This is a genomic window from Cytobacillus oceanisediminis (assembly GCF_007830235.1).
GTDB classification, from domain to species: Bacteria; Bacillota; Bacilli; order Bacillales; family Cytobacillaceae; genus Cytobacillus; species Cytobacillus oceanisediminis.
In genome coordinates this window covers 15,820-37,966 of the sequence record NZ_VLKI01000026.1, presented here as the reverse complement: position 1 = coordinate 37,966, position 22,147 = coordinate 15,820, and the positions used below count along the sequence as shown (strand labels likewise).

Sequence of the window (22,147 nt, the reverse complement as noted above, 5' to 3'; positions counted from 1 at the left end):
TCATGTTTATCCCTCCCATTATTTCTCTCTTTCCACCAGTTTATATAAAAAAAAGAATGGATTCTGTTATCTAGCTTACATTTATGCTTAAATATAAAAAAACGTCCTAGAGAAGTCTCCAGGAACGTTTTCATAACTATTTAAATAAACGAAGATATTCCCCATAGCCTTCTTCTTTTAGCTTGTCTATTGGGTTAAATTTAAGTGCAGCAGAGTTAATGCAATATCGAAGTCCACCTTTATCACGTGGTCCATCATCAAATACGTGTCCTAAATGAGAATCTGCCGAGGTGCTTCTGGCTTCAATGCGTCTCATCCCATGGGACGTATCTAGTTTTTCGAGGACTTCTTGATGCTTAATAGGCTTTGTGAAGCTCGGCCATCCACATCCAGAGTCAAATTTGTCAAATGAACTAAATAATGGTTCACCAGAAACAATATCTACATAAATTCCTTCTTCCTTATGATTCCAAAATTCATTTTGGAAGGGTGTTTCCGTACCGTTCTCTTGAGTCACACGGTGCTGAATTGGAGTAAGCTGCTTTATGTTTTCTGCATGCTGTTTCTTCCAATTTTCTCGGATAAATCCCGCTCGTCCAGATCCTTCTTTGTAAATATTATAATGAAAGGAATTCTTTTTATAATAGCCCTGATGGTATTCTTCTGCTGGATAAAACTCAGATGCCTCTTTGATTTCTGTCACGATTGGCTTTGAAATCCTTTTACTATCCTCTAATGTCTGTTTTGATTCTTCGGCTAGTCGCTTTTGTTCCTCAGTATGATAAAAGATTGCCGTTTTATAGGACTCTCCTCGATCACCAAACTGACCATTTGCATCGGTTGGGTCAATTTGTTGCCAAAATAGTTCTAACAGCTTTTCATACGGAAAAACAGTCGGATCATACGTAATTTGAACTGCCTCATAATGACCCGTTGTGTATGAGCATACTTCATCATAGGTTGGGTTCTCTATATGCCCACCTGTATAGCCTGAAACTACTTTAATAATGCCTGGTAACTCATCAAATGGCTGAACCATACACCAAAAACATCCACCAGCAAATGTAGCTAATTCATAAATTGTTGACATAAACATACCTCCTACTAGTACTAGTTTACCCAAACCCTATCTATTCCTTCAATTTAGAAAGAACACCTCAGTTCATAAGGGTTTCCTTTTTAATTATTTAGATTATTTCTTTCTCCAAGTTGATTGAATCTTTATGAAGTTTGTATCTTTTAAGATGTTAAACACTGGACATCTTGAGTCTGTCTTTTCTTTTAGCTCTTGAATTCTCTCATCAGATTTGTCAGTGTCAACCACTGCTTCAATGGTAGTTTCGAAGTATTGCTTTATCGTGTCAATGATGTTAACGTGAACCATTTACCACCACTGCGTTCTTTTGGTTTACAGTTTTTTTGATAAATGGCATTAATGCACGAAGCTCACGGCCAACTACTTCGATCGGATGATTGTTTTCGCTACGGTTGATTGCATTAAATTGCGGGCGGTTTGCCTGGTTTTCTAAGATCCAGCCCTTAGCAAATGCACCTGTTTGAATGTCTGTTAATACTTCTTTCATGCGTGCTTTTGTATCTTCGTTTACAACACGTGGTCCTGAAACGAAATCTCCCCATTGTGCTGTATCAGAGATAGAGTAGCGCATGTTTTCTAATCCTCCTTCATATAGAAGGTCAACGATTAATTTTAATTCGTGTAAGCACTCAAAGTAAGCAACTTCTGGCTGGTAACCAGCTTCTACAAGCGTTTCGAAACCAGCTTTAATTAGGGCAGTAGTACCGCCCGCAAGAACTGCCTGTTCTCCGAATAGATCTGTTTCTGTTTCTTCTTGGAAAGAAGTTTCTAATACACCTGCACGAGCAGAGCCAATACCTTTAGCGAAAGCTAGAGCCAGGTCACGCGCTTGCCCAGTGTAGTCTTGGTATACTGCGTAAAGTGCTGGAACACCTGCGCCCTCTGTATATGTGCGGCGAACTAAATGTCCTGGTCCTTTAGGAGCAACTAAGAATACATCTACATCGGCAGGTGGAACGATTTGTGTAAAATGTACGTTGAAGCCATGTGCAAATACTAATGCATTACCAGCTTCAAGGTTCGGTTTGATGCTTTCTTCGTATACCTTTGGCTGCATTTCATCTGGAAGCAAAACCATAACAACGTCTGCTTGACGAGTTGCTTCTGCAACAGTAGTAACCTCAATGCCGTCTTCTACTGCTTTATCCCAAGACTTTCCACCTCTTAAACCAACAACAACATCAAAGCCGCTTTCTTTTAGGTTTAATGCGTGAGCATGACCTTGTGATCCATACCCGATTACTGCAATCTTCTTTCCTTGTAAAACTGCCTCTTGAATATCTCCGTTATATAGTACCTTTGCCATAATAATCATCCCTTCAGTATTGTTTATTTTATTTGAGAATAGGTAGTTAACTCGTTAACTTGTGGTTGATGTCCCCGTAAAAAGGCGGTTAATTCGGTTCTAACAATCACTTTAAATCCATAAGGCCGGAATAAATCGATTAATGATCAATTTTATCCGGACGTCCTGTGATCTGGATCGCCGGGCTGTCCTTGCTGACGTCTATAATCAAGGCGCAGAATGGATCAATAATGCCGCTGATTTCACTGCGAAGCTGTGAACAGCCGGCTTCTTAATAACTACCATTTCTCAATAATAAAAATGTCAATCTTTTAATGCTCCTTGATACTCTTTTAAAAATTAAAAGATTAGTGTCCTAAATCACTTGTGAGCTGTTTTTGTTCTTCATAAAACAGAGGTGCATGATCATCCTTTAATCCTTCAATTATATCTTCCGCAATCTGTTTACCTAGTTTCCTACCAGCTATATTTTTAGTTTCATATTGTACACCTGCGAGTTTTCTGAAAAGGTCGGATTCTTTTGACATTGCAATAAATGTTTCTTTTTTCATCCGGAAATATATACAAAAGAACCGTGCTGACTGCCCAACCTGTTGCTACATGAGCAGAAGGATAGGAAGGCTGGGCTGGAAATGTAAAATTATCAATTAATTGGATGTCAGGATCAAGATGTGTTGGACTTGGTAGAAGATAATGGTATTTTTCATGGAATGCAGCTACAGGGGCTGTATAAATAGCACCACTTACTATGGTGAATCCTTGCAGCTTCAGGTGGTGTTAGACTGTATTTCTTTAACATTTCTTCTGTTATTGCCATCCACCATTGGACCATTAATCTCACTTGTCTATCGTTTAAGGATCATTAATTTAGGTCAAACGTTGAAAAAAGAGGAAAGCCCAAGTTTCTTGAACATTGCTCTCCTTGACCTAGTTGTTCAGTGAATAATTTATTTACCTGGTACGATATGCCAAATTTCTTCTGCATATTTTTTAACCGTATTGTCAGAACTGAACTGGCCACCATTTGCGGTGTTTATCAAACTCATCTTACGCCATGTTTTTTGATCTTTATATAACCTGTCGATTTTTTCTTGGGCCGCAACATATGCATGGAAATCTAGAAGATTGAAATATTCATCGTTATATTTAATCAACGTATCAAAGATTTCTTGACCTTCACGAACAATATTTGGAATCGTTCCATCTACAAGTGCATTCACCACGCGTTTAATGATTGGATCAGCATCATATACACCCCAGGCATTATAATCATGTGCATAATAGTGGGCATACACGTCATCTTTATCCATCCCAAAGATAACGATATTTTCATTGCCAACAGCATCTCTAATTTCAATATTGGCCCCGTCGAGTGTTGCTATCGTTACTGCACCATTTAGCATAAACTTCATGTTTGAAGTACCAGATGCTTCTTTAGAGGCAAGTGAAATTTGTTCTGAAACATCTGCTGCCGGTACGATAATTTCTGCGAGTGAAACGTTATAGTTCGGTAAAAAGACAACTTTCAATTTATCTTTCAATGCATTGTCGTTATTGACTAAGGTACCGACTTCGTTAATCACCTTGATAACTGATTTTGCAAAGTAGTAGCTCGGTGCTGCTTTTGCTCCGAAAATGAAAACGCGTGGCGTAATATCTAAATCAGGATTTTCCTTCAAATCCATATATAACTTGATGATATGTAAGAGATTTAATAGCTGACGCTTATACGCATGAAGACGCTTAACTTGTACATCGAAAATCGCATTTGGTGAAACTTCAACACCAGTAGCTTCTTTAATGTATGCGGCTAGACGCTCTTTGTTTTGATGTTTTGCATTTGCAAGTTTATCTTTAACTTTTTTATCGTCTGCATAACTTTCTAAAAGTTTAATTTTGCTAGCATCTGCACGCCATTCCTTACCAATCGTCTCATCCAATACCTTAGACATTGGTTCGTTTGAAATTTGTGACCAACGACGCAAGGCAATCCCGTTGGTCTTATTATTAAAGCGCTCAGGGAAAAGTACATAGAAATCATGAAGCACGACATCTTTCAACAAGTCAGAGTGGATTTTAGCAACCCCATTAGTTGAATGAGAACCTATGATAGCTAAGTGCGCCATATGCACTTGTCCCCATTGAATGATACGTGTACGTCCTACAATTTCAGGATCGGCAACTTTACTCATTTCTTCTACATAACGACGGTCGATTTCTTCAATGATTTGATAAACGCGTGGAATTAGGAATTTAACCATATCCACTGGCCATTTTTCTAAAGCCTCTTGAAGAATGGTGTGGTTGGTATATGACATTGTTTTAACAGTCGCATTCCAAGCACGGTCCCAATCCATCTTATGTTCGTCAATCAGTAAACGCATAAACTCAGCAACTGCTAAAGCCGGGTGTGTATCATTGATGTGTACCGCAATTTTTGTGTGAATTTCATCAAGCGGGATTCCAAGTTTCAAATAATGTTTGACAATCGTTTGAAGCCCTGCTGAAGTAAAGAAATATTCCTGTACAAGTCTTAATTGACGACCTTCGTAAGTCGAATCATCAGGGTAAAGCACACCAGTAATATCTTGAACTTGACGACGTTCGTTGATTGAATAGTATTTTCTTTCTTCAGATTCTGGAATTTCTACATCCCACAGACGAAGGTTGTTGACTTGTCCATTTTCATAACCAACCATTGCCGTGTCGTACGGTATTGCGCGCAAAACTCTAGGATTTTCATAAACCGGAGTGAAATTACCTGTCGCCTTGTCTTCTTTAAGCCATACATTTCCTTCCATTTTCACTTCAACTGCTTCATGGGCTTTACGAACTTCCCAAATATTTCCACTCTGAAGCCAAGCATCTGGAAATTCTACTTGATAACCGTCAATGAATTGTTGTTTAAACAAACCGTATTTGTAACGGATACCATTTCCGAATCCTGGAAGACCTGTCGATGCTAGAGAATCCATGAAGCAAGATGCGAGACGACCGAGTCCACCGTTCCCGAGTGCCATGTCTTTTTCGGCTTCGGCAATCATATCAAAATTCAAACCTAATTCTGATAATCCATCGCGTACAACATCTAAAATCCCTAAGTTTAGCAAATTACTGCGAAGCATTTTTCCTGGTAAGAACTCGATTGAGAAGTAATAGGCAGTTTTGTTTTTATTTTCCATTTGGTAACGACGTACATCGCGCCAATCCTCAGAAATATAGTTCTTAATTACCGAACCGAGAGATTCAAATAGTTCCTGTGCATTTGCATCCACAGTTTCAATCGCGAATTTTTCATGCAATCGATTTTTAAAATCTGTTTGGAACTTCTTTTTGGTTAATTTCACAAGTAGTAACCTCTTTTCATTTTTTTGATGAATTAGCACATAAAGGGCTTAACAGAAAAACATATCGGTAGTCTGTAATGAATCTTTATTAAAAATCTTAATTATCAAAATAATTAAGGGTGTTGTTTTTATTAAAAAATGTTTAAACTTTCTGTTGCTTCTCTTTCTAAAAGAATAGGTGAAAAGTTCAGAAAGATATATATATATATAAAGAAAGGAAAAAAAGCAATGGAGAAAAGCACAATTCAATAAGCTTTTCCCCATGCTAATGGTCAAATATGGGATCAGAAAAGGATAATACATATACTAAAATCAAGCTGTTATTTTCTTCTGTATGTAATAAATTTAATATCTTCATAACGTGATTTAATTAAGTTTTCTAATAATTCCAGTTCAGCTTTTAATTCATTGATTTTTTTTGTACAAACTATATTTGCTTTTTTAATTTCAGTGATCCTGTTTTTTAACAATTTTCTAAAATGAGGTGATTCGTTTAATAAATAATGAATTAATTCCTTTGCAGCTTCCATTTCCTGGTGGTTCTTGAGAGCAAAAATACTTTGTTGACTTGGTTCAAATATGAATATAGATCGAAAATGTAACTAGTCCTATTTAAAAAGAGCCAATCAAAAAGTTGTGATTGGCTCTTTAAATGTTGATTTTCTTTTTTTACCTACTCCACCGTGAGGGTTTTGAGCAGAAGCCATTGCACTTACAACCTTATTAACTAGCTTTCCATTAATAAATAGACCACCGGTTGTATCTAGAAATTACTTCATTTGTGAAGGCATATTTCCAAATCGAGTTGGTACACTAAAAATAATTGCATCTGCCCATTCTAGGTCGTCTAATTGCACCTCTAAAACATCTATTGTTTTCTCAACAGTAGCTTTAAACTAAGCCGAATTAGCGTGTGCCTCGGCTTACTTCCTTTTTTGGATAAGTTGTCTGCTGTTATATTACATTATACTAATTCATGTATTGTTTTAACGAATTGGTAACCCCCAGCAGCTCCGCTCGTTACAAAGCTGTGAGAGGTTAACATTCTTCCCCCATTGGAGGAAACGCCCTTTAGCAACAATCCATCTGTTACCCCAGTAGCAACAAAAAAGCAATCTGGACTTTTAACAATGTCATTTAAAGTAAGTTTAGCTGTTGGATTGGAAATCCCCATTTTGATGCAGCGGGCATATTCTTGTTTATTTGCCGGTAATAACCTTCCCTGGAAGTCTCCGCCCAAACAGGCTAATGCTACAGCGGAAACTACCCCCTCAGGTGCCCCTCCTGTTCCAATAAACATATCGAATTCAAGTTTATTTATTGCAGTAGCAATTGAAGCAATGACGTCTCCATCGTGAAATAAAGTTACACTGGCACCTAAACTTCGAATCTCTCTAATTAGTTCTTCATGTCTTTCACGATCCTGGATGATGATATTTAGTTCACTGATTTTTTTTTCGTTTGCTTCTGCAACAGCTTTTAGATTTTGAAAAAGAGATGCATCTAAGTCGATTTTTCCAGCTGACTTTGGACCGACTGCAATTTTCTGCATATAAATATCAGGTGCATGTAATAGGCATCCGCGTGGTGCACCTGCGATAACTGCAATTGAATTTCCTTGACCTTTGGATATTAAGGTTGTACCGTCAAGAGGATCTACTGCGATGTCAATGGCAGGTCCTCGTCCAGATCCGACCCTTTCGCCAATATATAACATTGGAGCCTCATCTAGTTCTCCTTCTCCGATGACAATCTTTCCTTCCATATTAATTAAGTTTAACTTATCTCTCATCGCTTGGGTACTGGCACCATCAGCATCATTTTTCTCCCCTCTGCCAATCCACGGATATGCAGCTAAAGCAGCTTTTTCAGTAACATTAATAAAATCAAATAAAAGAGCATTCAATGATTATCACCTCGGAGGAAATATTATTTCTAATTATATTTTTGCAATTATTTTGTTTGTGTCACTTTCCATACAGGATTTCCTTCAATAGCTGATTGTGGGGCAAGTTCTGGTACTTTTAGAACATTAACTTCAGCACCTGCTTCTTTTGCACCTTCTGCCCATTTTGCTAGTTGAAAGTTTGTTCCATCCATGCTGTAATAGATCACTGTTAATTTTACATTTGTTATTTTTTCTATCTCCTTATTAGGTTATTTTCCAAATAATTCAGATAAATTAACCAATCATCATTTCCATTACTTTTCCATTACTTTTCCATTAGATTCAATAATAAAATCCACTTCTCCATAATAATGGATTTATAAATTTTATAACCTTCCAATTGAGCACATTTTTAACTTTCCATTTGGCCATTTCCTAATAAACCAAGCGAAAGTTTCACTTTTAGTGTTGTTCGAAGGTTAACTCTTCAATTCCGCAATATTGGTTCCTCCAGCCGACAGGAACTGAAAATTCTTTTCCCTTTTTCATTTCACTATTATAAGATTCAGAGATGTTTCCGTATTTTGGGAGGATTACTCTTACATCCGTTCCCAAGCTTTTTAGCTCTTTTGGAAGAGAGCCGGCTACATCAGCAAGACCTCCTGATATTGCATTCGGGCCACATTCAGAAACTGCAAATAATACTTGTTCATCAACGCTCCTTGTTTAGTACCCTTTCGAACTACAAAAGGGTCCCTGGCTGTGCCAATTAAGCTTGATCCCGCTTCTACTTTGACATTTTTGTCTAATATTACGGAATCAAGATAACAATTATCTTCAATTTGACATTTCTGCATGATAATACTATTCTTGATTACTACACCTTTACCAATTTGCACTCTACGGGCGATAATACTATTTTCAACCGTACCTCCAATTAGGCACCCGTTTGCAATCAAAGCATTTTTTACGAGAGTTCCCTTTAAATAACAAGTTGGCGGCTCAACTTTCACTTTCGTATCGGTGATCCAAAGCGGGAGGTTGCTGAAAAATATCCTGTTCCCTGATAACCCCGTGATGCATCTAGTGGGTTTTCGATGACGGGGAGTATTTCGATATGAGTAAATCCATTTTCTAATACGTAAGGAATTAATTCAGCTACTAATTCCTTATATGTGAGCAAATCACCATTTTCATGTTTCTTCCAAGAACCAAGATGAACCTCGTAGATAACTTGTGGTTCAGAGAGAGATTTCTTTTTTCTCGTTGTTGAAACCACTTCGTATCTTTCCTTCATAATCTCTTAAAGAGTAAACAATCAAGGCAGTGTTTGGTCTTAATTCAGAATAAAAAGCATATGGATCGGATTTAAGTAATTTTTCCCCTTCTGCTGTAATGATTTCGTATTTATATATTAATTCTTCCATATCCTGGTGAACTATAAGGATCCAAACTCCTTCGTTGTTTACTCTATGTAATTGGTAACCTTCACCATTCCAACCATTAAAGTCACCACAAGCCTTACATTTACTGCATTAGGAGCCCAAACTCAAAATCTAGTAACCACTCTTTCATCTTTCCTCAATATATGGGCCCCAAAGAGTTGGTGACATTGAAAAAGATTGCCCTCATGAAATAAATGGAGCTGGTAGTCGGTAGGATATAAAGTATTTACTGCCATAATTACCTCATCCTTATTGAAATTAAATATTACAAGTTTCAATTATAAGTGCAAAATAATAATTTCCTCGTAAAACTTTTTATCTTTTCTACAATAAATGATGAATTATCTCAAATATTCTCAATTCCACCTTGAAACTTTACAATTCCATGAACTATAAACAATGCTCCTTATGTTACTCGTAAAATAACTGCTCCCATTTGTTTTAAAAACATTTTCTCTACGGATAAAGAGCAGTCAGTCTAAACCAGATGAAACACCAGTTGCAATTACAATCTTATTTTTTAATACGCTCTAACAAAGCCTCTTTTTCTGTTTCATATCCTGGTTTCCCAAGTAAAGCAAACATGTTTTTCTTATATGCTTCTACTCCAGGCTGATCAAATGGATTTACCCCCATCAACAAACCGCTAATACCACACGCTTTTTCAAAGAAGTAAACCATTTCACCAAAAGTATATTCGTCTAATTTTTCAATCTCCACTGTTAAATTGGGAACTCCTCCATCCACATGGGCTAAAACCGTACCTAGTGCGGCATTTTTATTGACAAAGTCCATTGTCTTTCCAACTAAATAATTCAAACCATCAAGATTAGAAGCTTCTTCCTCTATGGTAATGTCAAGTTTAGGTTCTTTTACAGATACAACTGTTTCAATAAGATCCCTACGTCCTTCTTGGACATATTGTCCCATCGAATGAAGGTCAGTGGAGAAATCTACAGAAGCAGGATAGAGGCCTTTTCGATCTTTTCCTTCACTCTCACCAAATAACTGTTTCCACCATTCAGAAACATAATGAAGGGAAGGTTCAAAATTAACCAAAAGTTCAATTGATTTCCCTTTTCGATAAAGCGCATTTCTGACTGATGCATACTGATAACTTTGGTTTTCTGCTAAGTTGGGATTATTATATTTATCCGCTGCAGCCGCTGCTCCTGCCATCATTTTATCAATATCCAGTCCTGCAGTAGCGATCGGTAATAACCCTACTGCTGTTAATACGGAGTATCTTCCCCCAACATCATCAGGAATCACAAATGTTTCATATCCTTCTTCATCGGCAAGAGTTTTTAATGCACCTTTAGCGCGATCAGTTGTAGCATAAATACGTTTTCTAGCTTCTTCTTTTCCGTATTTTTCCTCCATATAATCCCGGAAAATACGGAACGCAATGGCAGGCTCTGTTGTTGTACCTGATTTTGAAATCACATTCACTGAAATATCCTTGTCCTTCAGCACATCAAATAAGTGTGAGATATAGGTGGCACTGATATTTTGTCCAGCAAAATAAATTTCTGTTTTGTCATCCATTTGGTTATGAAACGTATGAGATAGAGCTTCAGTCGCCGCTCTTGCGCCAAGATAAGAGCCTCCTATTCCAATCACGATTAAAGCATCTGAATTATTACGAATTCTTCTAGCAGCCGCTTTGATTCTTTTAAATTCTTCTTTATCGTAGGTATGCGGTAAATCTACCCATCCAAGATAGTCAGATCCTGGCCCTGTTTTATCGTGTAGCATTTTATGTGCTGCTTTTACAAAATCACTTAAATAATCCACTTCATGCTGCTGCATGAAAGATAATGTATTAGAATAATCAAAAGAAATAGACATATTTGTTCTCCTGTTCTGTTGTTTGTTAGTAGTTGCTTAATGTAAGGACGTTAGCTATTTAAAAGTCAGAAAATAACGCCTCTATGCTTTAAATTAATTTTTAAACAGTTGTTTTCCAGTCAGCAGCAAATTTTTCTAATCCTTGGTCTGTTAAAGGATGTTTTGATAATTGTTCAATTACTTTGAAAGGAATTGTTGCGATATGTGCTCCTGCCATTGCAACACGGGTTACATGATCAGGATGTCGAACAGATGCTGCAATAATTTGTGAATCTATATTTTGAACACGGAACATTTCAGCAATTTTTGCCACAAGTTGTACACCATCTTCATTAATATCATCTAAACGGCCTAAAAATGGTGAAACATAGGTAGCACCAGCACGTGCTGCAAGTAATGCCTGATTGAGGCTAAAAATAAGGGTAACATTTGTTTTAACACCTTTTTTTGTTAGATAGCGGCAAGCCTCTAATCCCTCTAATGTCATTGGAACTTTGATGGTGATATTTTTATCTCCACCATTAATTTTGATTAGTTCATTTGCTTCCGCAATCATTTGATCGGCTGTTAAAGCGTTAGGGGTTACTTCTGCTGACACTGACTCAACCTCAGGAACAGCATTTAAAATTTCTGCAATACGATCTTCAAATTTAACACCTTCTTTTGCTACTAATGAAGGGTTTGTTGTTACACCTGATAAAACTCCGATTTTAAATGCTTTTTTAATCTCATCTAAATTTGCAGTATCTATAAAAAATTTCATTTTCGTTCCTCCATTTTGTAAACTAATATGCTATTTTATTTCTTTACAACAGCATGTCCACCAAATTCATTTCTTAATGCGGCTACAACTTTTCCAGTAAAAGTATCATTTTCTAAGGAACGGTAACGCATCAATAAAGACATAGTTATAACTGGAGTAGCAGTTTGTAAATTTAGAGCGGTTTCAACGGTCCATTTTCCTTCACCTGAGGAGTGCATGATACCTTTAATTTCATCCAATTTAGAATCTTTTGAAAATGCATTTTCTGTTAATTCCATTAACCATGAACGAATAACAGAGCCATTATTCCAAACCCTTGCTACCTTTTCGTAATCATAATCAAATTCACTTTTTTCAAGCACTTCAAATCCTTCACCTATAGCAGCCATCATTGCGTACTCTATGCCATTATGAACCATTTTTAAGAAGTGTCCGCTGCCTGCTTTACCCGCATATAAGAAACCATTTTCCACTGCTGTATCTTTAAAAATCGGTTGAACTATTTCCCATGCATCAGGATCGCCGCCAATCACATAACAAGCACCATTCCGGGCACCTTCCATACCGCCTGAGGTACCTGCATCCATAAATCTTACACCAAATTCTTTTAATTCATTATAACGCTGTATTGATTCCTTATAATGGGAATTACCCGCTTCGATAACAATATCACCTTTGTCTAAAAATGGTTTAATCTCTCCAACGACTAAATCAACAACCGCATGTTGAACCATAATCCAAATAATTCTTGGTTTTTCTAAGGACTGGACAAGTTCTTTATAGCTTGATACACCAACAGCTCCAAATTTCTTCATTTCTTCGACAGCACTTGGGTTAACATCGAATGCTACTACTTCGTGATGGTGATCTAATAAATTTTGTCCTAAATTCAAACCCATTTTCCCTAAACCAATTAATCCAACCTTCATAGTGTCTTCCTCCGGTTTTTTATTTTTTTAAAAGTAATTCCCTCCTAAGAATTCAAAAGACTTTTCGTAATTTGAACTACATTTTCAGTCGTAAATCCAAACTGTTTCATAACCGAAGCACCATCTCCTGAAGCACCAAATGATTCAATGGATAACACTTTTCCTTCAAATCCAACAAAGCGTTCCCATCCCAATGAAATACCCATTTCAATCGCAACTCGTTTTGAAATGGAAGACGGCAGTACCGATTCTTTATATTCTGCTGATTGCTGGCTAAACAATTCCCAGCTTGGCATTGCAACGATACGAACAGATCGATTTTCATTTTCGAGCTCGGCTTTTGCGTTTACAGCTAATGAAACTTCAGAACCAGTAGCAATTAAAATAACTTCTGGTGTGGAATTAGTCTCATCCAATAAATAAGCTCCTTTGGAAACACTATCCAGATTCGCTTTTGTTTCGTTATACACAGGCAGGTTTTGGCGGCTTAAGATCAATGCTACTGGTCCTTCTGATTGCTGAAGAGCATACGCCCAGGCACTTGCCGTTTCATTTGCATCAGTTGGCCTAATAACCGTTAATCCAGGTATCGACCGGAGTGCTGCTAAGTGTTCAACTGGCTCATGTGTGGGACCATCTTCACCTACTGCAATGGAATCATGTGTAAAGACATAGATGACGGGAAGTTTCGATAGAGCCGCAAGACGGATAGAAGGGCGAAGATAATCATTAAATACAAAGAATGTACTTACAAAAGTCTTCACTCCACCGTGATAAGCCATCCCATTTGCTGCTGCACCCATTGCATGTTCACGAACACCGAAGTAAACATTATGTGCTGCGTAGGATTCCACTGCGTAAATCTGTTCTCCCTTAATTTCGGTCAGGGTAGAATGAGATAAATCTGCACTTCCCCCAAAAATCGCTGGAACTGATTTTACATAATGATTGATTGCTTCTCCACTGGCAACTCGAGTTGATATTGCTTTACCTGCGTCGAATGTTAAAACATCTTTCACATCGATTAAGACTTTTCCAGAAATAGCATTTGTTAACTGTTCTGCTAATTCTGGATAAGCTTTACGGTAAGAATCAAATAATAGGTTCCAGTTTTGTTCAGTATCCATTCCTTTTCGTTTTACCTGTTCAAAATGAGCTTTTACTTCTTCTGGAATATAGAATTCTTCTTCAAAAAGCCAGTTATAAGCTTGTTTTGTCGCTTTTCCTTCTTCTAGTCCAAGTGGTGCCCCATGTACTTTGTTTGTTCCTGCTAACTTAGGGCTTCCATATCCAATAATTGTTCTAATTTCAATAATACTTGGTTGATCGGTATTTCGTTTTGCCAATTCAATTGCACTAGTAATGGCTTCTATGTCGTTCCCATTATCCACTCTTACATAATGCCAGTGAGCAGATTCTGCTCTTTTCTCAATGTTTTCGGAAAAAGAAACGTTCAATTCACCATCAAGGGATATATCATTTGAATCATACAGAACAATTAGCTTACCAAGTTTCATATGTCCAGCCATTGACATCGCCTCATAGGAAATACCTTCCATTAGGTCGCCGTCGCCAACTAAAGAATATGTATAGTGATCAATAACAGGGTGCCCTTCTTTATTAAACTTTGCCGCTAAATGAGCTTCCGCCATTGCCATTCCGACCGCGTTTGCTATCCCTTGTCCCAAGGGACCAGTCGTTGCTTCTACGCCAGGAGTATGACCAAATTCAGGATGCCCCGGCGTCCTGCTGTTCAATTTTCTAAAGTTCTTCAAATCATCAATCGTGACATCATAACCAGTTAAATGGAGCAGGCTATATAATAAACTGGATCCATGACCGGCTGATAAAACGAATCGGTCACGATTAAACCATTTTGGATTTCCAGGATTATGATTCAAATGGTTGGCCCATAAGGAATAAGCCATTGGGGCTGCGCCCATTGGGAGACCTGGATGACCCGAATTTGCCGCATTGACGGCATCGATAGATAATGTTCGAATGGTCGTAACAGCTAAGTTCTCAATATTTTGTGTCATTTTAATATTTCTCCTTGAACCTTATTTTAGAAGTAACTTCTCTTTGTTTTCTTGTATTTTTTCATCTAGCCACCATTTAAACCCATTTTCTAATAAGAGGGAATTTGAGGCATCCGGACCATATGAACCTGATGAATATTCATGGAATGGCAGTAGATTTTCATCAAATGCGTCAAGAATCGGTTGTACCCATTCCCACGATAATTCGACTTCTTTCCAATGGGCAAAGAATGTGGAATCTCCGATTAAAGCATCATAAATTAGCCTTTCATAAGCCTCAGGGACTTCTGAGCCATTGCCTACTGAATCTTCACATGAAAAATTAATTCTAACAGGTTCAATATTTCCATTATTCATCGGGTTTTTGCTGTTTAATTGTAGTGAGACATTTTCGCCTGGGCTTATTTCGATGATTAATAAATTAGGCTCTACTTTTTGATTAAGGTCTAAAGTATTTTTAAATTCGATTACGATACGAGTAGACTTTTCCCTCATTCTTTTTCCTGTCCGAATATAGAAGGGAACACCAGACCAAAACGGATTATCAATCCAAACTCGAGCTGCTATAAATGTATCAGTGTTGGAATCAGAATCCACTCCAGTTTCATCCTTATACCCTGGAACCCTCTGACCATTAATCTCCCCTGAAATATACTGGCCACGAACGATTTGGGTATGTACATCTTCTTTTTTTACTGGCAGGAGAGCTTCTATTACTTTCCTTTTTTCATTTCGGATTTCAGAAGCATTGATTTTTTTAGGAAGGTTCATGGCCGTCATCATTAGCATTTGCAGCATATGGTTTTGAACCATATCGCGTATCGCCCCTGCTTGATCATAATAACCGGCTCTTTTCTCAACCCCAACCGTTTCACTCGCAGTAATTTGAACATTTGCGATATGTTTTTTATTCCAAATTGACTGTAGGACTGGGTTTGCAAATTCTAGGGCCTCTAGATTCTGAACCATTGGCTTACCTAAGTAATGGTCAATCCGATATATCTCTTCTTCTTCAAATGCAGAACTTAATTTTTTATTAAGTTGACGGGCAGATTGAAGATCATGACCAAATGGTTTTTCTATCATCAAACGTTTCCAACCATTCGTTGCTCCTAATCCACTATCCCTGATATTTAAAGCAATAATGTCAAAAAATTCTGGGGCAACAGAAAGATAAAACATTCGATTTTCCTTTATTTGCAGTTCCTCTTCTCTTTGCTTAACCAAATGTAGTAATTTTTGATAATCTCCTGTATTGTTAACGTCTAAAGTGTTATACCGAAAAGCATTTAGAAAATCTCCCATTTCAGCAGTTTCATGTTCAAAACGGCGTGAAAAGGTTATTATAGACTCTTTTACTTTTTCTTGAAAATTAATATGAGATAGGTTACTTCTTCCAAGTCCAATAACAGATATAGGTTGAGGTAATTTTTGATCTAAATACAAATTATAAATAGCAGGGAAAATTTTCCTCTTAGCCAAATCCCCTGTTGCCCCAAATAAAACGAAGGTCATTGATTCCAATTTAAGTCCTCCTATTAATTGATAACAATTATCACTATATTTAATGTCAAACCAGTTTGTAAGTACTAAACAGTATTACTAAAAACACAATTAAATACATTTTCATGTACTTATCAAATCCTGGCCCCGCTTATATATAGTAATATTCTTATCTCGATCCAAGGTAATGACAATGTCAGCCATTCCAATAAATAGTCCATTATCGACCACACCAGGTATCATATTAAAGCGTTTTTCCAAATATTCCGGAAATTTTAATTCTGAGAAAACACAATCAATAATATAGTTACCGTTATCGGTTATATAAGGAAGCTCATTTTTTTGTCGTAACTTTGGACTGCCTCCAAGCTCGCGTATATGTTTCATTGTCATTTCAAATCCAAAAGGTACCACCTCAACTGGTAGTGGGAAAGACCCTAATTGATTCACCACTTTTTGTGAGTCAGCTACTACTATAAAATTTTTTGCTGCTTTTGCGATTATTTTCTCTCTTAAAAGGGCTCCGCCACCCCCTTTAATAAGGTCTAATTCACGATTCACCTCATCAGCACCATCTATGGCAAGATCAATATGATCAATCTCATTAAAGGAAACAAGTGGAATTCCTACTTCTATTGCTAATTTTTCTGTTTGTTTGGACGTTGGGATTCCTTTAATATAAAATCCTTGTTGTACTAATTTCCCAAGCTTAGAAATGGTATAGAGTACAGTAGTACCAGTTCCTAGTCCAACTACCATCCCTTCTTTCACAAAATCTACAGCTTTTTCTCCAACTTCTTTTTTCTCATTCAAGGACTTGTTGCCCCTTTCACTTAAAGGTCTGGAGATTCACTTTATTAATTTAACCATTGTTGCTTAATTTGCTCTTGTGCGATATGCAAAATCTGTTTTTCAGATGTCCTTTTTAACAATTACATTCGTTAAATAATTTTTTCCTTTATAACTTAGATTCACAGTTACTTTTATCATAAATTTTCACCCCAGCTCTTTTTAATTTCACTTATATATCAAGGAGCTTTAAATAACTTAAGTTAATGGATTTTAATTTTAGATGTTTTCCCAAATGGGAACCATCAGGTCCAATAAATATAACAGAACAGAAAAGAGTACCACCACTAAATTCACTATCCCGTTCAATTACGCCCATTACAAAATATACGTAGTATCACTTATGGCTTCCCCAAGTAGCCGATTCAGCATCAACCACAGACCACTCAATATACGGGAAACGTTTCTTCGCATAAGAAACCATATCCACCTCAGTTTGAGTCACTTCCTCAGGTGTTTTTTCATTAATTTATATTTCATATGGATGGAGAGGTGGCAATGAAAACGTGCAACCTTGGTTCTGCAGCATCTTTTAAAGCGTCCCACGCAATGTCAATGTCTGATTTTGTTGCTCTGGCCAGCCCAGTAACGAAACTATTTTTAATCGTCCGGGCTATGGCTCTTACCGCTTCAAAATCCCCTTTGGAGGAAACCGGACGACCGGCCTCCATATTGTCAACGCCACACCGTTCAAGCTGTCTAGCAATCTCCAATTTTTCCAACTGGTTTAAATTAACCCCGGAGATTATTCTCCATCGCGAAGTTACAGAAGCATCTCCCATTAACCCTCTTGGATCTAAAGCTCCTTCAATTTTGAAGTCGATTCCGTTAAGGTTAAATTTCATTTCCTTTGCTACTATATTGCCAATGTAGTTTTCACAGCCTGCAAGAGAGCCAAGTAGTGTATTTAGCGGATTTGCACCCTTATCGTTTCCACCTAAGTTTTTTGGCTCGTCTACAAAAAATGTATAAGCTCATGCCTTCACTTCAGTTGTTACCTTTTGAGATGTAGATACGATATTGAAATTTACTGATGCCATGATTAATTCATCCTCTAAAGTGTTTTTAAATAACTTACACTTAGGAGTATACTAGGAATCCCTTTTTTTAAATGTAAGGTGCCTTACATATTTAATGAATAATAAAGTGAAGTAAAGAAAAGTTGAATCTCTCTGCAATTAGTAGAATAGTCTCTCTGTTAATTTGGGAGAATACATTCATTTGATTGTGAAAAAGTTATGGGATTTCTAGTTAATTTCCCACTAACTCCTTACAAAATTACGCTATAAATCAGAGGAATACTAATTCTTCATAGGTGGTGATGATATAATGTAGTATGTGATTTATTTGGATTAGATGGTGTTCCATACAAACAGGAGCAATATCGAACTTGTCTTGATCTAGGTTCTTGGGGAGCCCTAGCTACAAGGGGATGGAATCGCGTTCCATGGGCTCAAAGAGAAGAAGCGAAAAAAATAAAAATGAATATTAACCAAGCTGTTATTTATCCTCCACTTTCTGGAAATCGCGAAGAGTTATTCGAAGCAGCTAACTTACTTAATATGTAATTCAACCACTATAGAGCAAATTAACCAACTGCTAAACGTACAGGTAGTTGGTTAATTTATGTCTAAAATATGGCCAAACGTACAATCTTCTTTTTTGGGAACGGCGACCCCAAGTTGCCGATTTTATCAAAAGTGATAAACCTTCTTTTTGGTCATCGAACCTTCATGCATATCCTTCTCTTTTTAGTGATTGTTGGAGCAGTGTTGTTCATGTTTGTTCCCGTTCCGGCTGTTTCAATAGTTGTCCTAGCTGGGATGGTCAGTCATTATATCCTAGATGCTGCCACAAAAAACGGCATTAAGTTACTATACCCATCAAAGGTCACTGTTCGGTTTCCTTTCACTACTTGAACTGTTGGGGCTGCCGAATATCTTGTTCTAACAGCTTTAACAGTTATTGTTGTTTATTTTAGTTATGATGTGCTTAATTATTATTTGTAGGAGGATGTTAAAAAATGAAAAGTACAGGTATTGTTCGAAAGATTGATGAATTAGGTCGTGTTGTTATTCCGCGGGAACTTCGGCGCACACTGAACATTAATGATAAAGATCCATTAGAAATCTTTGTAGACGAAGATAAAATTATCCTTCGAAAATATGAATCTGCTAGAACATGTCAGGTTACAGGAGAAGTTTCAGACGATAATCTTTCCCTTGCTAACGGAAAGATTATTCTTAGCCGGGAGGGAGCAGAAAGTCTTATTCGGGAAATGGAAGAATCTTTATTGGTAAAATATTAAGCTTAAAAACAATATCCTGGCCCCTTATTTGGGGCTTTTTTATCATTATCCAACCTTTAGGGTGCCGTTTTTAAGCATTCTTTAACTTTAAAGTGGAGTTCTTTATTTGAATATCTGTTTTTTTCGGCTCAAACCTATTCACCAATAGATCGATATGAGGCACTTGATAAAACTTGATATACGGGCTTTCTATCTTGTAACGTGTATCTGTAATGACAATAACGGCAGGGAACACTTTTTTATTTTGTGGCTGCCATGGTTCCTGTTGCCATTCATTGCTCATAAAATAAGACTCATAACGCTGCACCTTCCCATTCTTAACCTTTTCGGAATAGAGGGACCTTTGAATCGTATTTAGGCTCTACCATGAATGTCTTTGGATCCTCATACTTGATCAAACTCTTATAAAACTCAACGATTTTAAGGAAATGCGGAATCTTGGCGGAATCCTTTTTAATGGTGGCTGGTGAAGGGAAGTATAAATAAGGCTGATGATTCACATTAACATCAATAAGCCCATCCCTTCGCAAGCTTTTCAGAATGGTATTACAGCACGTCACCGGCTGTTTAAGACCTTTGAAATGTAATTCGATGATGTCGTTCCTCGTAAGGCATCGAAAGCGCTGCAGGTCATTTAAAATGGCTACATCCCGTTTTCTCATCAGTCCAACACCTCAAATAGATTCGTCTCTGTTTCTTCTTTTGTACCGTTGTTAATCATTCCATATATCACAATCATCTTCTGTAAAAGAACAGCTGTATCTAATTGATCTAATCCAGTCATATCCGATTTATTGGTATTCACAATATATTTCCCCCTTACAAACTATAAATATATATTCCATTTTGTCTTACTAGCACAATAATATGCGGAAATGATTTCTATTGCAAAATCCCAAGGAAAAAATACCATTTGTTAAAATTTTACCATTATAATTAGGTAAGAAAGACTATTTATTAATATCATAGAAATGGGGACTCAATTTTGGAAATCATACACATATCGAAAACCGTTAATCCATATTTAGTAAAGGTCTTAAATCAAAATGGAATTAATATTTCCGATATAGATTTTATCGTAATTGCGAGGCATCCTATTAACCATGAAGAAAAACAGGAAATGGAGGATGTAGCTAATCGATTAGGAAATAAAGAGAATATCCAAGTTCATGAATTTACATATTTGGATACGGATCCTACTATAGAATATGATACATTTGATGATCCATTACCGGCTAAACATGCTGCTTTTGTTATCTTAAATAAAAATATCAATAATACTGAACAACTCGGTATAGTATATAAACCGAAAAACAGCACCAAAGCACTTCCAATCTTTGCTTTAAGTGAAAATGCTGAATTCTTAATTCAGGTAAAATCAGACCCTTCTGATCTGGGTAAGACCAATGAAATTTTGCAAGATATCGCAAAAAGGCTTATGGGGAATAATAGAACATCACTAAGTTTTAATTATTGTACTAGTGCTGAGAACTCTACTCAATATGGTTTTATCATAAAAAATAGGATAAAAGGGATAGATGAAAAGTACTTCAGTTCATCTATCCCTTTTTCCATAGGTTTAATAATTTAATTTATCTATGCTGGCGGATATGTATGCCATCCTTCTATCGAATCTCTACATACTTTGGAGTTTTATACCTCCAAGCATCTTGTAATGGGAAATCCGCAGGTTCATGGTTAAATGGCTCAGTAGCAGGAAAATGCTCTTCCTAACCAATATTTAAACTGTCTATCTTATTATCATCCAAAAGTGGTTGATCATTAACATTCTTAGAATGTTTATTATTTTCTATTCTCAAACATTCTATCAAGTTCATCAAGTAAAACTGATACCATCTGTAAGTATTGAAGTATCTTCTTTTAATGAAGAAATTTTAGTGAAGGGAACATCCTCCCACCCCGCTTAAAAGCTTTAATAAAGATTTGACAAGGGAAGGCTGTTCCGACAGCCTTTTTTTATTCCTAATTAAGTTTGTGAAACATTGTACTTTCCGGAGGGACTTGCTCTGTATGATAGGATGAAATTACCGTTGATGTGCTAGGCTTAGGTACTTGTAAATCTTCTAATTTGCCTTCCTTTCGAGCCTTTTCAATAGCTTCTTTTTGTTTAGAAAGCATTTGGTTTCATTCTCCAAAGACTCTATAACAGTACGATTCTCTTTTTCCTTAATTTCTAATTTAACAAGGAGCGTATCTTTTTCATTTATTTGTTCATTTAAGAGCCCAGCCATACCCTCTAATTCTAGCTCTAAGCTTCTTTGATTATCTAATTTGGCGTCAATTGTTGCCTCTTTGTCTAATAACATTTTGAGCGTTTCTGCTTCAGTAAATTATCCGTTTAGTGGTTTCGAATACTGAAAGCCTGCTTTGAATACTTCGCTTTTTCATACCGGTTTTAGGGATTAGTGCAATATCATGATCTGTTATAGAAATTCTATCCTGCAGTGGCTTGATCTTAGTTCCAGTTTTTGTATCTCGGTTGCTAACCGGAGGCTTCCCTCTCTCGATTCTTTCATTTTCTCGCGATTATCTATGATGATAGCCTTTTTAATCTTATCGATATGATTTTTTAAAACTGCCTTCTCATTCTGAACTAGGTTTAAAGTACTGTCCATTTTGACTATCTGCTGTTCGATTCTAGAAATAGCACTATTTGTTTCTACATTGACAGGACCAGAGAGACTACCTACTTCTAAGCAAGTACAACTGATAATTTTGCTAACCTTTTCATAACTTTCCTCCATACGCAAAAACCCCAAGAGCACAGTAAGGAATTACTGCAAACTCTTGGGGTTTTCCCAT

The 22,147-nt window shown here is 36.8% G+C and carries 20 protein-coding genes and 9 pseudogenes; 3 read left to right on the top strand and 26 right to left on the bottom strand.

Annotated elements, in window-relative coordinates; translation table 11 throughout:
- Positions 1 to 136: 136 nt before the first annotated feature.
- The 22 genes and pseudogenes from msrA to IQ19_RS24750 form a co-directional block, all read right to left on the bottom strand.
- Positions 137 to 1,090, bottom strand: coding sequence for a peptide-methionine (S)-S-oxide reductase MsrA (gene msrA, locus IQ19_RS24860; protein ID WP_144546145.1), 954 nt, complete (start codon positions 1,088 to 1,090; stop codon positions 137 to 139).
- A 280-nt stretch (positions 1,091 to 1,370) separates the two neighbouring features.
- Positions 1,371 to 2,402 carry a ketol-acid reductoisomerase gene (gene ilvC / locus IQ19_RS24850; RefSeq protein ID WP_144546141.1) on the bottom strand — a complete coding sequence of 344 codons (1,032 nt, stop codon included), beginning with the start codon at positions 2,400 to 2,402 and terminating at the stop codon, positions 1,371 to 1,373.
- A gap of 23 nt (positions 2,403 to 2,425) precedes the next feature.
- A pseudogene (locus IQ19_RS24845) lies at positions 2,426 to 2,661 on the bottom strand (acetolactate synthase small subunit); the annotation flags it as partial.
- Positions 2,662 to 2,749: 88 nt separating this feature from the next.
- A complete protein-coding gene (locus IQ19_RS24840) occupies positions 2,750 to 2,953 on the bottom strand; it encodes a hypothetical protein (protein WP_144546139.1) in 204 nt (67 codons plus the stop codon).
- Positions 2,954 to 3,349: 396 nt separating this feature from the next.
- A complete protein-coding gene (locus IQ19_RS24830; RefSeq protein WP_144546137.1) occupies positions 3,350 to 5,749 on the bottom strand; it encodes a glycogen/starch/alpha-glucan phosphorylase in 2,400 nt (799 codons plus the stop codon).
- Between the two features lie 320 nt (positions 5,750 to 6,069).
- Positions 6,070 to 6,279, bottom strand: a complete 210-nt coding sequence (locus IQ19_RS24825; RefSeq protein WP_144546135.1) for a hypothetical protein — start codon at positions 6,277 to 6,279, stop codon at positions 6,070 to 6,072.
- A gap of 147 nt (positions 6,280 to 6,426) precedes the next feature.
- Positions 6,427 to 6,645 (bottom strand): annotated as a pseudogene (locus IQ19_RS24820) (NAD(P)H-dependent oxidoreductase); the annotation flags it as partial.
- A 68-nt stretch (positions 6,646 to 6,713) separates the two neighbouring features.
- The gene (gene glpX / locus IQ19_RS24815) at positions 6,714 to 7,655 is read right to left on the bottom strand and encodes a class II fructose-bisphosphatase (protein ID WP_144546132.1); all 942 of its coding nucleotides are present in this window, start codon (positions 7,653 to 7,655) and stop codon (positions 6,714 to 6,716) included.
- Positions 7,656 to 7,714: 59 nt separating this feature from the next.
- Positions 7,715 to 7,885, bottom strand: a pseudogene (locus IQ19_RS24810) (NAD(P)H:quinone oxidoreductase, type IV); the annotation flags it as partial.
- A 232-nt stretch (positions 7,886 to 8,117) separates the two neighbouring features.
- Positions 8,118 to 8,306, bottom strand: a pseudogene (locus IQ19_RS24805) (glycogen/starch synthase); the annotation flags it as partial.
- A 35-nt stretch (positions 8,307 to 8,341) separates the two neighbouring features.
- Positions 8,342 to 8,656: pseudogene (locus IQ19_RS29365) on the bottom strand (GlgC family sugar phosphate nucleotidyltransferase); the annotation flags it as partial.
- Positions 8,647 to 8,916, bottom strand: a complete 270-nt coding sequence (locus IQ19_RS28755) for an alpha-amylase family protein (protein WP_242021117.1) — start codon at positions 8,914 to 8,916, stop codon at positions 8,647 to 8,649. The pseudogene IQ19_RS29365 and the gene IQ19_RS28755, both read right to left, overlap by 10 nt.
- Positions 8,879 to 9,106: pseudogene (locus IQ19_RS24795) on the bottom strand (early set domain-containing protein); the annotation flags it as partial. The pseudogene IQ19_RS24795 and the gene IQ19_RS28755, both read right to left, overlap by 38 nt.
- A 489-nt stretch (positions 9,107 to 9,595) precedes the next feature.
- Positions 9,596 to 10,933, bottom strand: a complete 1,338-nt coding sequence (locus IQ19_RS24790; RefSeq protein ID WP_144546130.1) for a glucose-6-phosphate isomerase — start codon at positions 10,931 to 10,933, stop codon at positions 9,596 to 9,598.
- A gap of 100 nt (positions 10,934 to 11,033) precedes the next feature.
- Positions 11,034 to 11,696, bottom strand: a complete 663-nt coding sequence (fsa, locus tag IQ19_RS24785; RefSeq protein WP_144546127.1) for a fructose-6-phosphate aldolase — start codon at positions 11,694 to 11,696, stop codon at positions 11,034 to 11,036.
- A gap of 35 nt (positions 11,697 to 11,731) precedes the next feature.
- Positions 11,732 to 12,625, bottom strand: coding sequence for a phosphogluconate dehydrogenase (NAD(+)-dependent, decarboxylating) (gene gnd / locus IQ19_RS24780; protein ID WP_144546125.1), 894 nt, complete (start codon positions 12,623 to 12,625; stop codon positions 11,732 to 11,734).
- A gap of 44 nt (positions 12,626 to 12,669) precedes the next feature.
- On the bottom strand, positions 12,670 to 14,664 hold the full coding sequence (tkt, locus tag IQ19_RS24775) for a transketolase (protein ID WP_144546123.1): 1,995 nt from the start codon (positions 14,662 to 14,664) through the stop codon (positions 12,670 to 12,672).
- Positions 14,665 to 14,685: 21 nt separating this feature from the next.
- Entirely contained in the window at positions 14,686 to 16,188 is a 1,503-nt protein-coding gene (zwf, locus tag IQ19_RS24770; RefSeq protein WP_144546121.1) for a glucose-6-phosphate dehydrogenase, read from the bottom strand.
- A gap of 102 nt (positions 16,189 to 16,290) precedes the next feature.
- Entirely contained in the window at positions 16,291 to 16,980 is a 690-nt protein-coding gene (gene rpiA / locus IQ19_RS24765; protein WP_144546119.1) for a ribose-5-phosphate isomerase RpiA, read from the bottom strand.
- A 99-nt stretch (positions 16,981 to 17,079) separates the two neighbouring features.
- Positions 17,080 to 17,157 carry a BA3454 family stress response protein gene (locus IQ19_RS24760; RefSeq protein WP_144546183.1) on the bottom strand — a complete coding sequence of 26 codons (78 nt, stop codon included), beginning with the start codon at positions 17,155 to 17,157 and terminating at the stop codon, positions 17,080 to 17,082.
- Between the two features lie 70 nt (positions 17,158 to 17,227).
- Positions 17,228 to 17,347, bottom strand: a pseudogene (locus tag IQ19_RS29360) (nitrilase); the annotation flags it as partial.
- A gap of 21 nt (positions 17,348 to 17,368) precedes the next feature.
- Positions 17,369 to 17,891: pseudogene (locus IQ19_RS24750) on the bottom strand (hypothetical protein); the annotation flags it as partial.
- A 762-nt stretch (positions 17,892 to 18,653) separates the two neighbouring features.
- On the opposite strand from IQ19_RS24750, the gene IQ19_RS29355 reads away from it, so the two are divergent.
- Both IQ19_RS29355 and IQ19_RS24740 read left to right on the top strand, forming a co-directional pair.
- The gene (locus IQ19_RS29355) at positions 18,654 to 18,935 is read left to right on the top strand and encodes a metal-dependent hydrolase (protein ID WP_144546117.1); all 282 of its coding nucleotides are present in this window, start codon (positions 18,654 to 18,656) and stop codon (positions 18,933 to 18,935) included.
- Positions 18,936 to 19,039: 104 nt separating this feature from the next.
- Entirely contained in the window at positions 19,040 to 19,324 is a 285-nt protein-coding gene (locus IQ19_RS24740; protein WP_144546115.1) for an AbrB/MazE/SpoVT family DNA-binding domain-containing protein, read from the top strand.
- Positions 19,325 to 19,394: 70 nt separating this feature from the next.
- Here the strand turns inward: IQ19_RS24740 and IQ19_RS24735 are convergent.
- Positions 19,395 to 19,986, bottom strand: a pseudogene (locus IQ19_RS24735) (replication-relaxation family protein).
- Positions 19,986 to 20,129: a hypothetical protein gene (locus IQ19_RS27885; RefSeq protein ID WP_158638907.1), complete on the bottom strand. Its 144-nt coding sequence runs from the start codon at positions 20,127 to 20,129 to the stop codon at positions 19,986 to 19,988. Before IQ19_RS27885 ends, IQ19_RS24735 begins: the two are co-directional and overlap by 1 nt.
- A gap of 180 nt (positions 20,130 to 20,309) precedes the next feature.
- Here IQ19_RS27885 and IQ19_RS24730 point away from each other — a divergent pair, with 180 nt between their 5' ends.
- The gene (locus IQ19_RS24730) at positions 20,310 to 20,915 is read left to right on the top strand and encodes a hypothetical protein (protein ID WP_144546112.1); all 606 of its coding nucleotides are present in this window, start codon (positions 20,310 to 20,312) and stop codon (positions 20,913 to 20,915) included.
- 493 nt (positions 20,916 to 21,408) lie between these two features.
- Here IQ19_RS24730 and IQ19_RS24725 read toward each other — a convergent pair whose 3' ends face one another.
- Both IQ19_RS24725 and IQ19_RS24720 read right to left on the bottom strand, forming a co-directional pair.
- Positions 21,409 to 21,651 carry a hypothetical protein gene (locus tag IQ19_RS24725; protein ID WP_144546110.1) on the bottom strand — a complete coding sequence of 81 codons (243 nt, stop codon included), beginning with the start codon at positions 21,649 to 21,651 and terminating at the stop codon, positions 21,409 to 21,411.
- 117 nt (positions 21,652 to 21,768) lie between these two features.
- Positions 21,769 to 22,089, bottom strand: a complete 321-nt coding sequence (locus tag IQ19_RS24720; RefSeq protein ID WP_144546108.1) for a hypothetical protein — start codon at positions 22,087 to 22,089, stop codon at positions 21,769 to 21,771.
- Positions 22,090 to 22,147 lie beyond the last annotated feature (58 nt).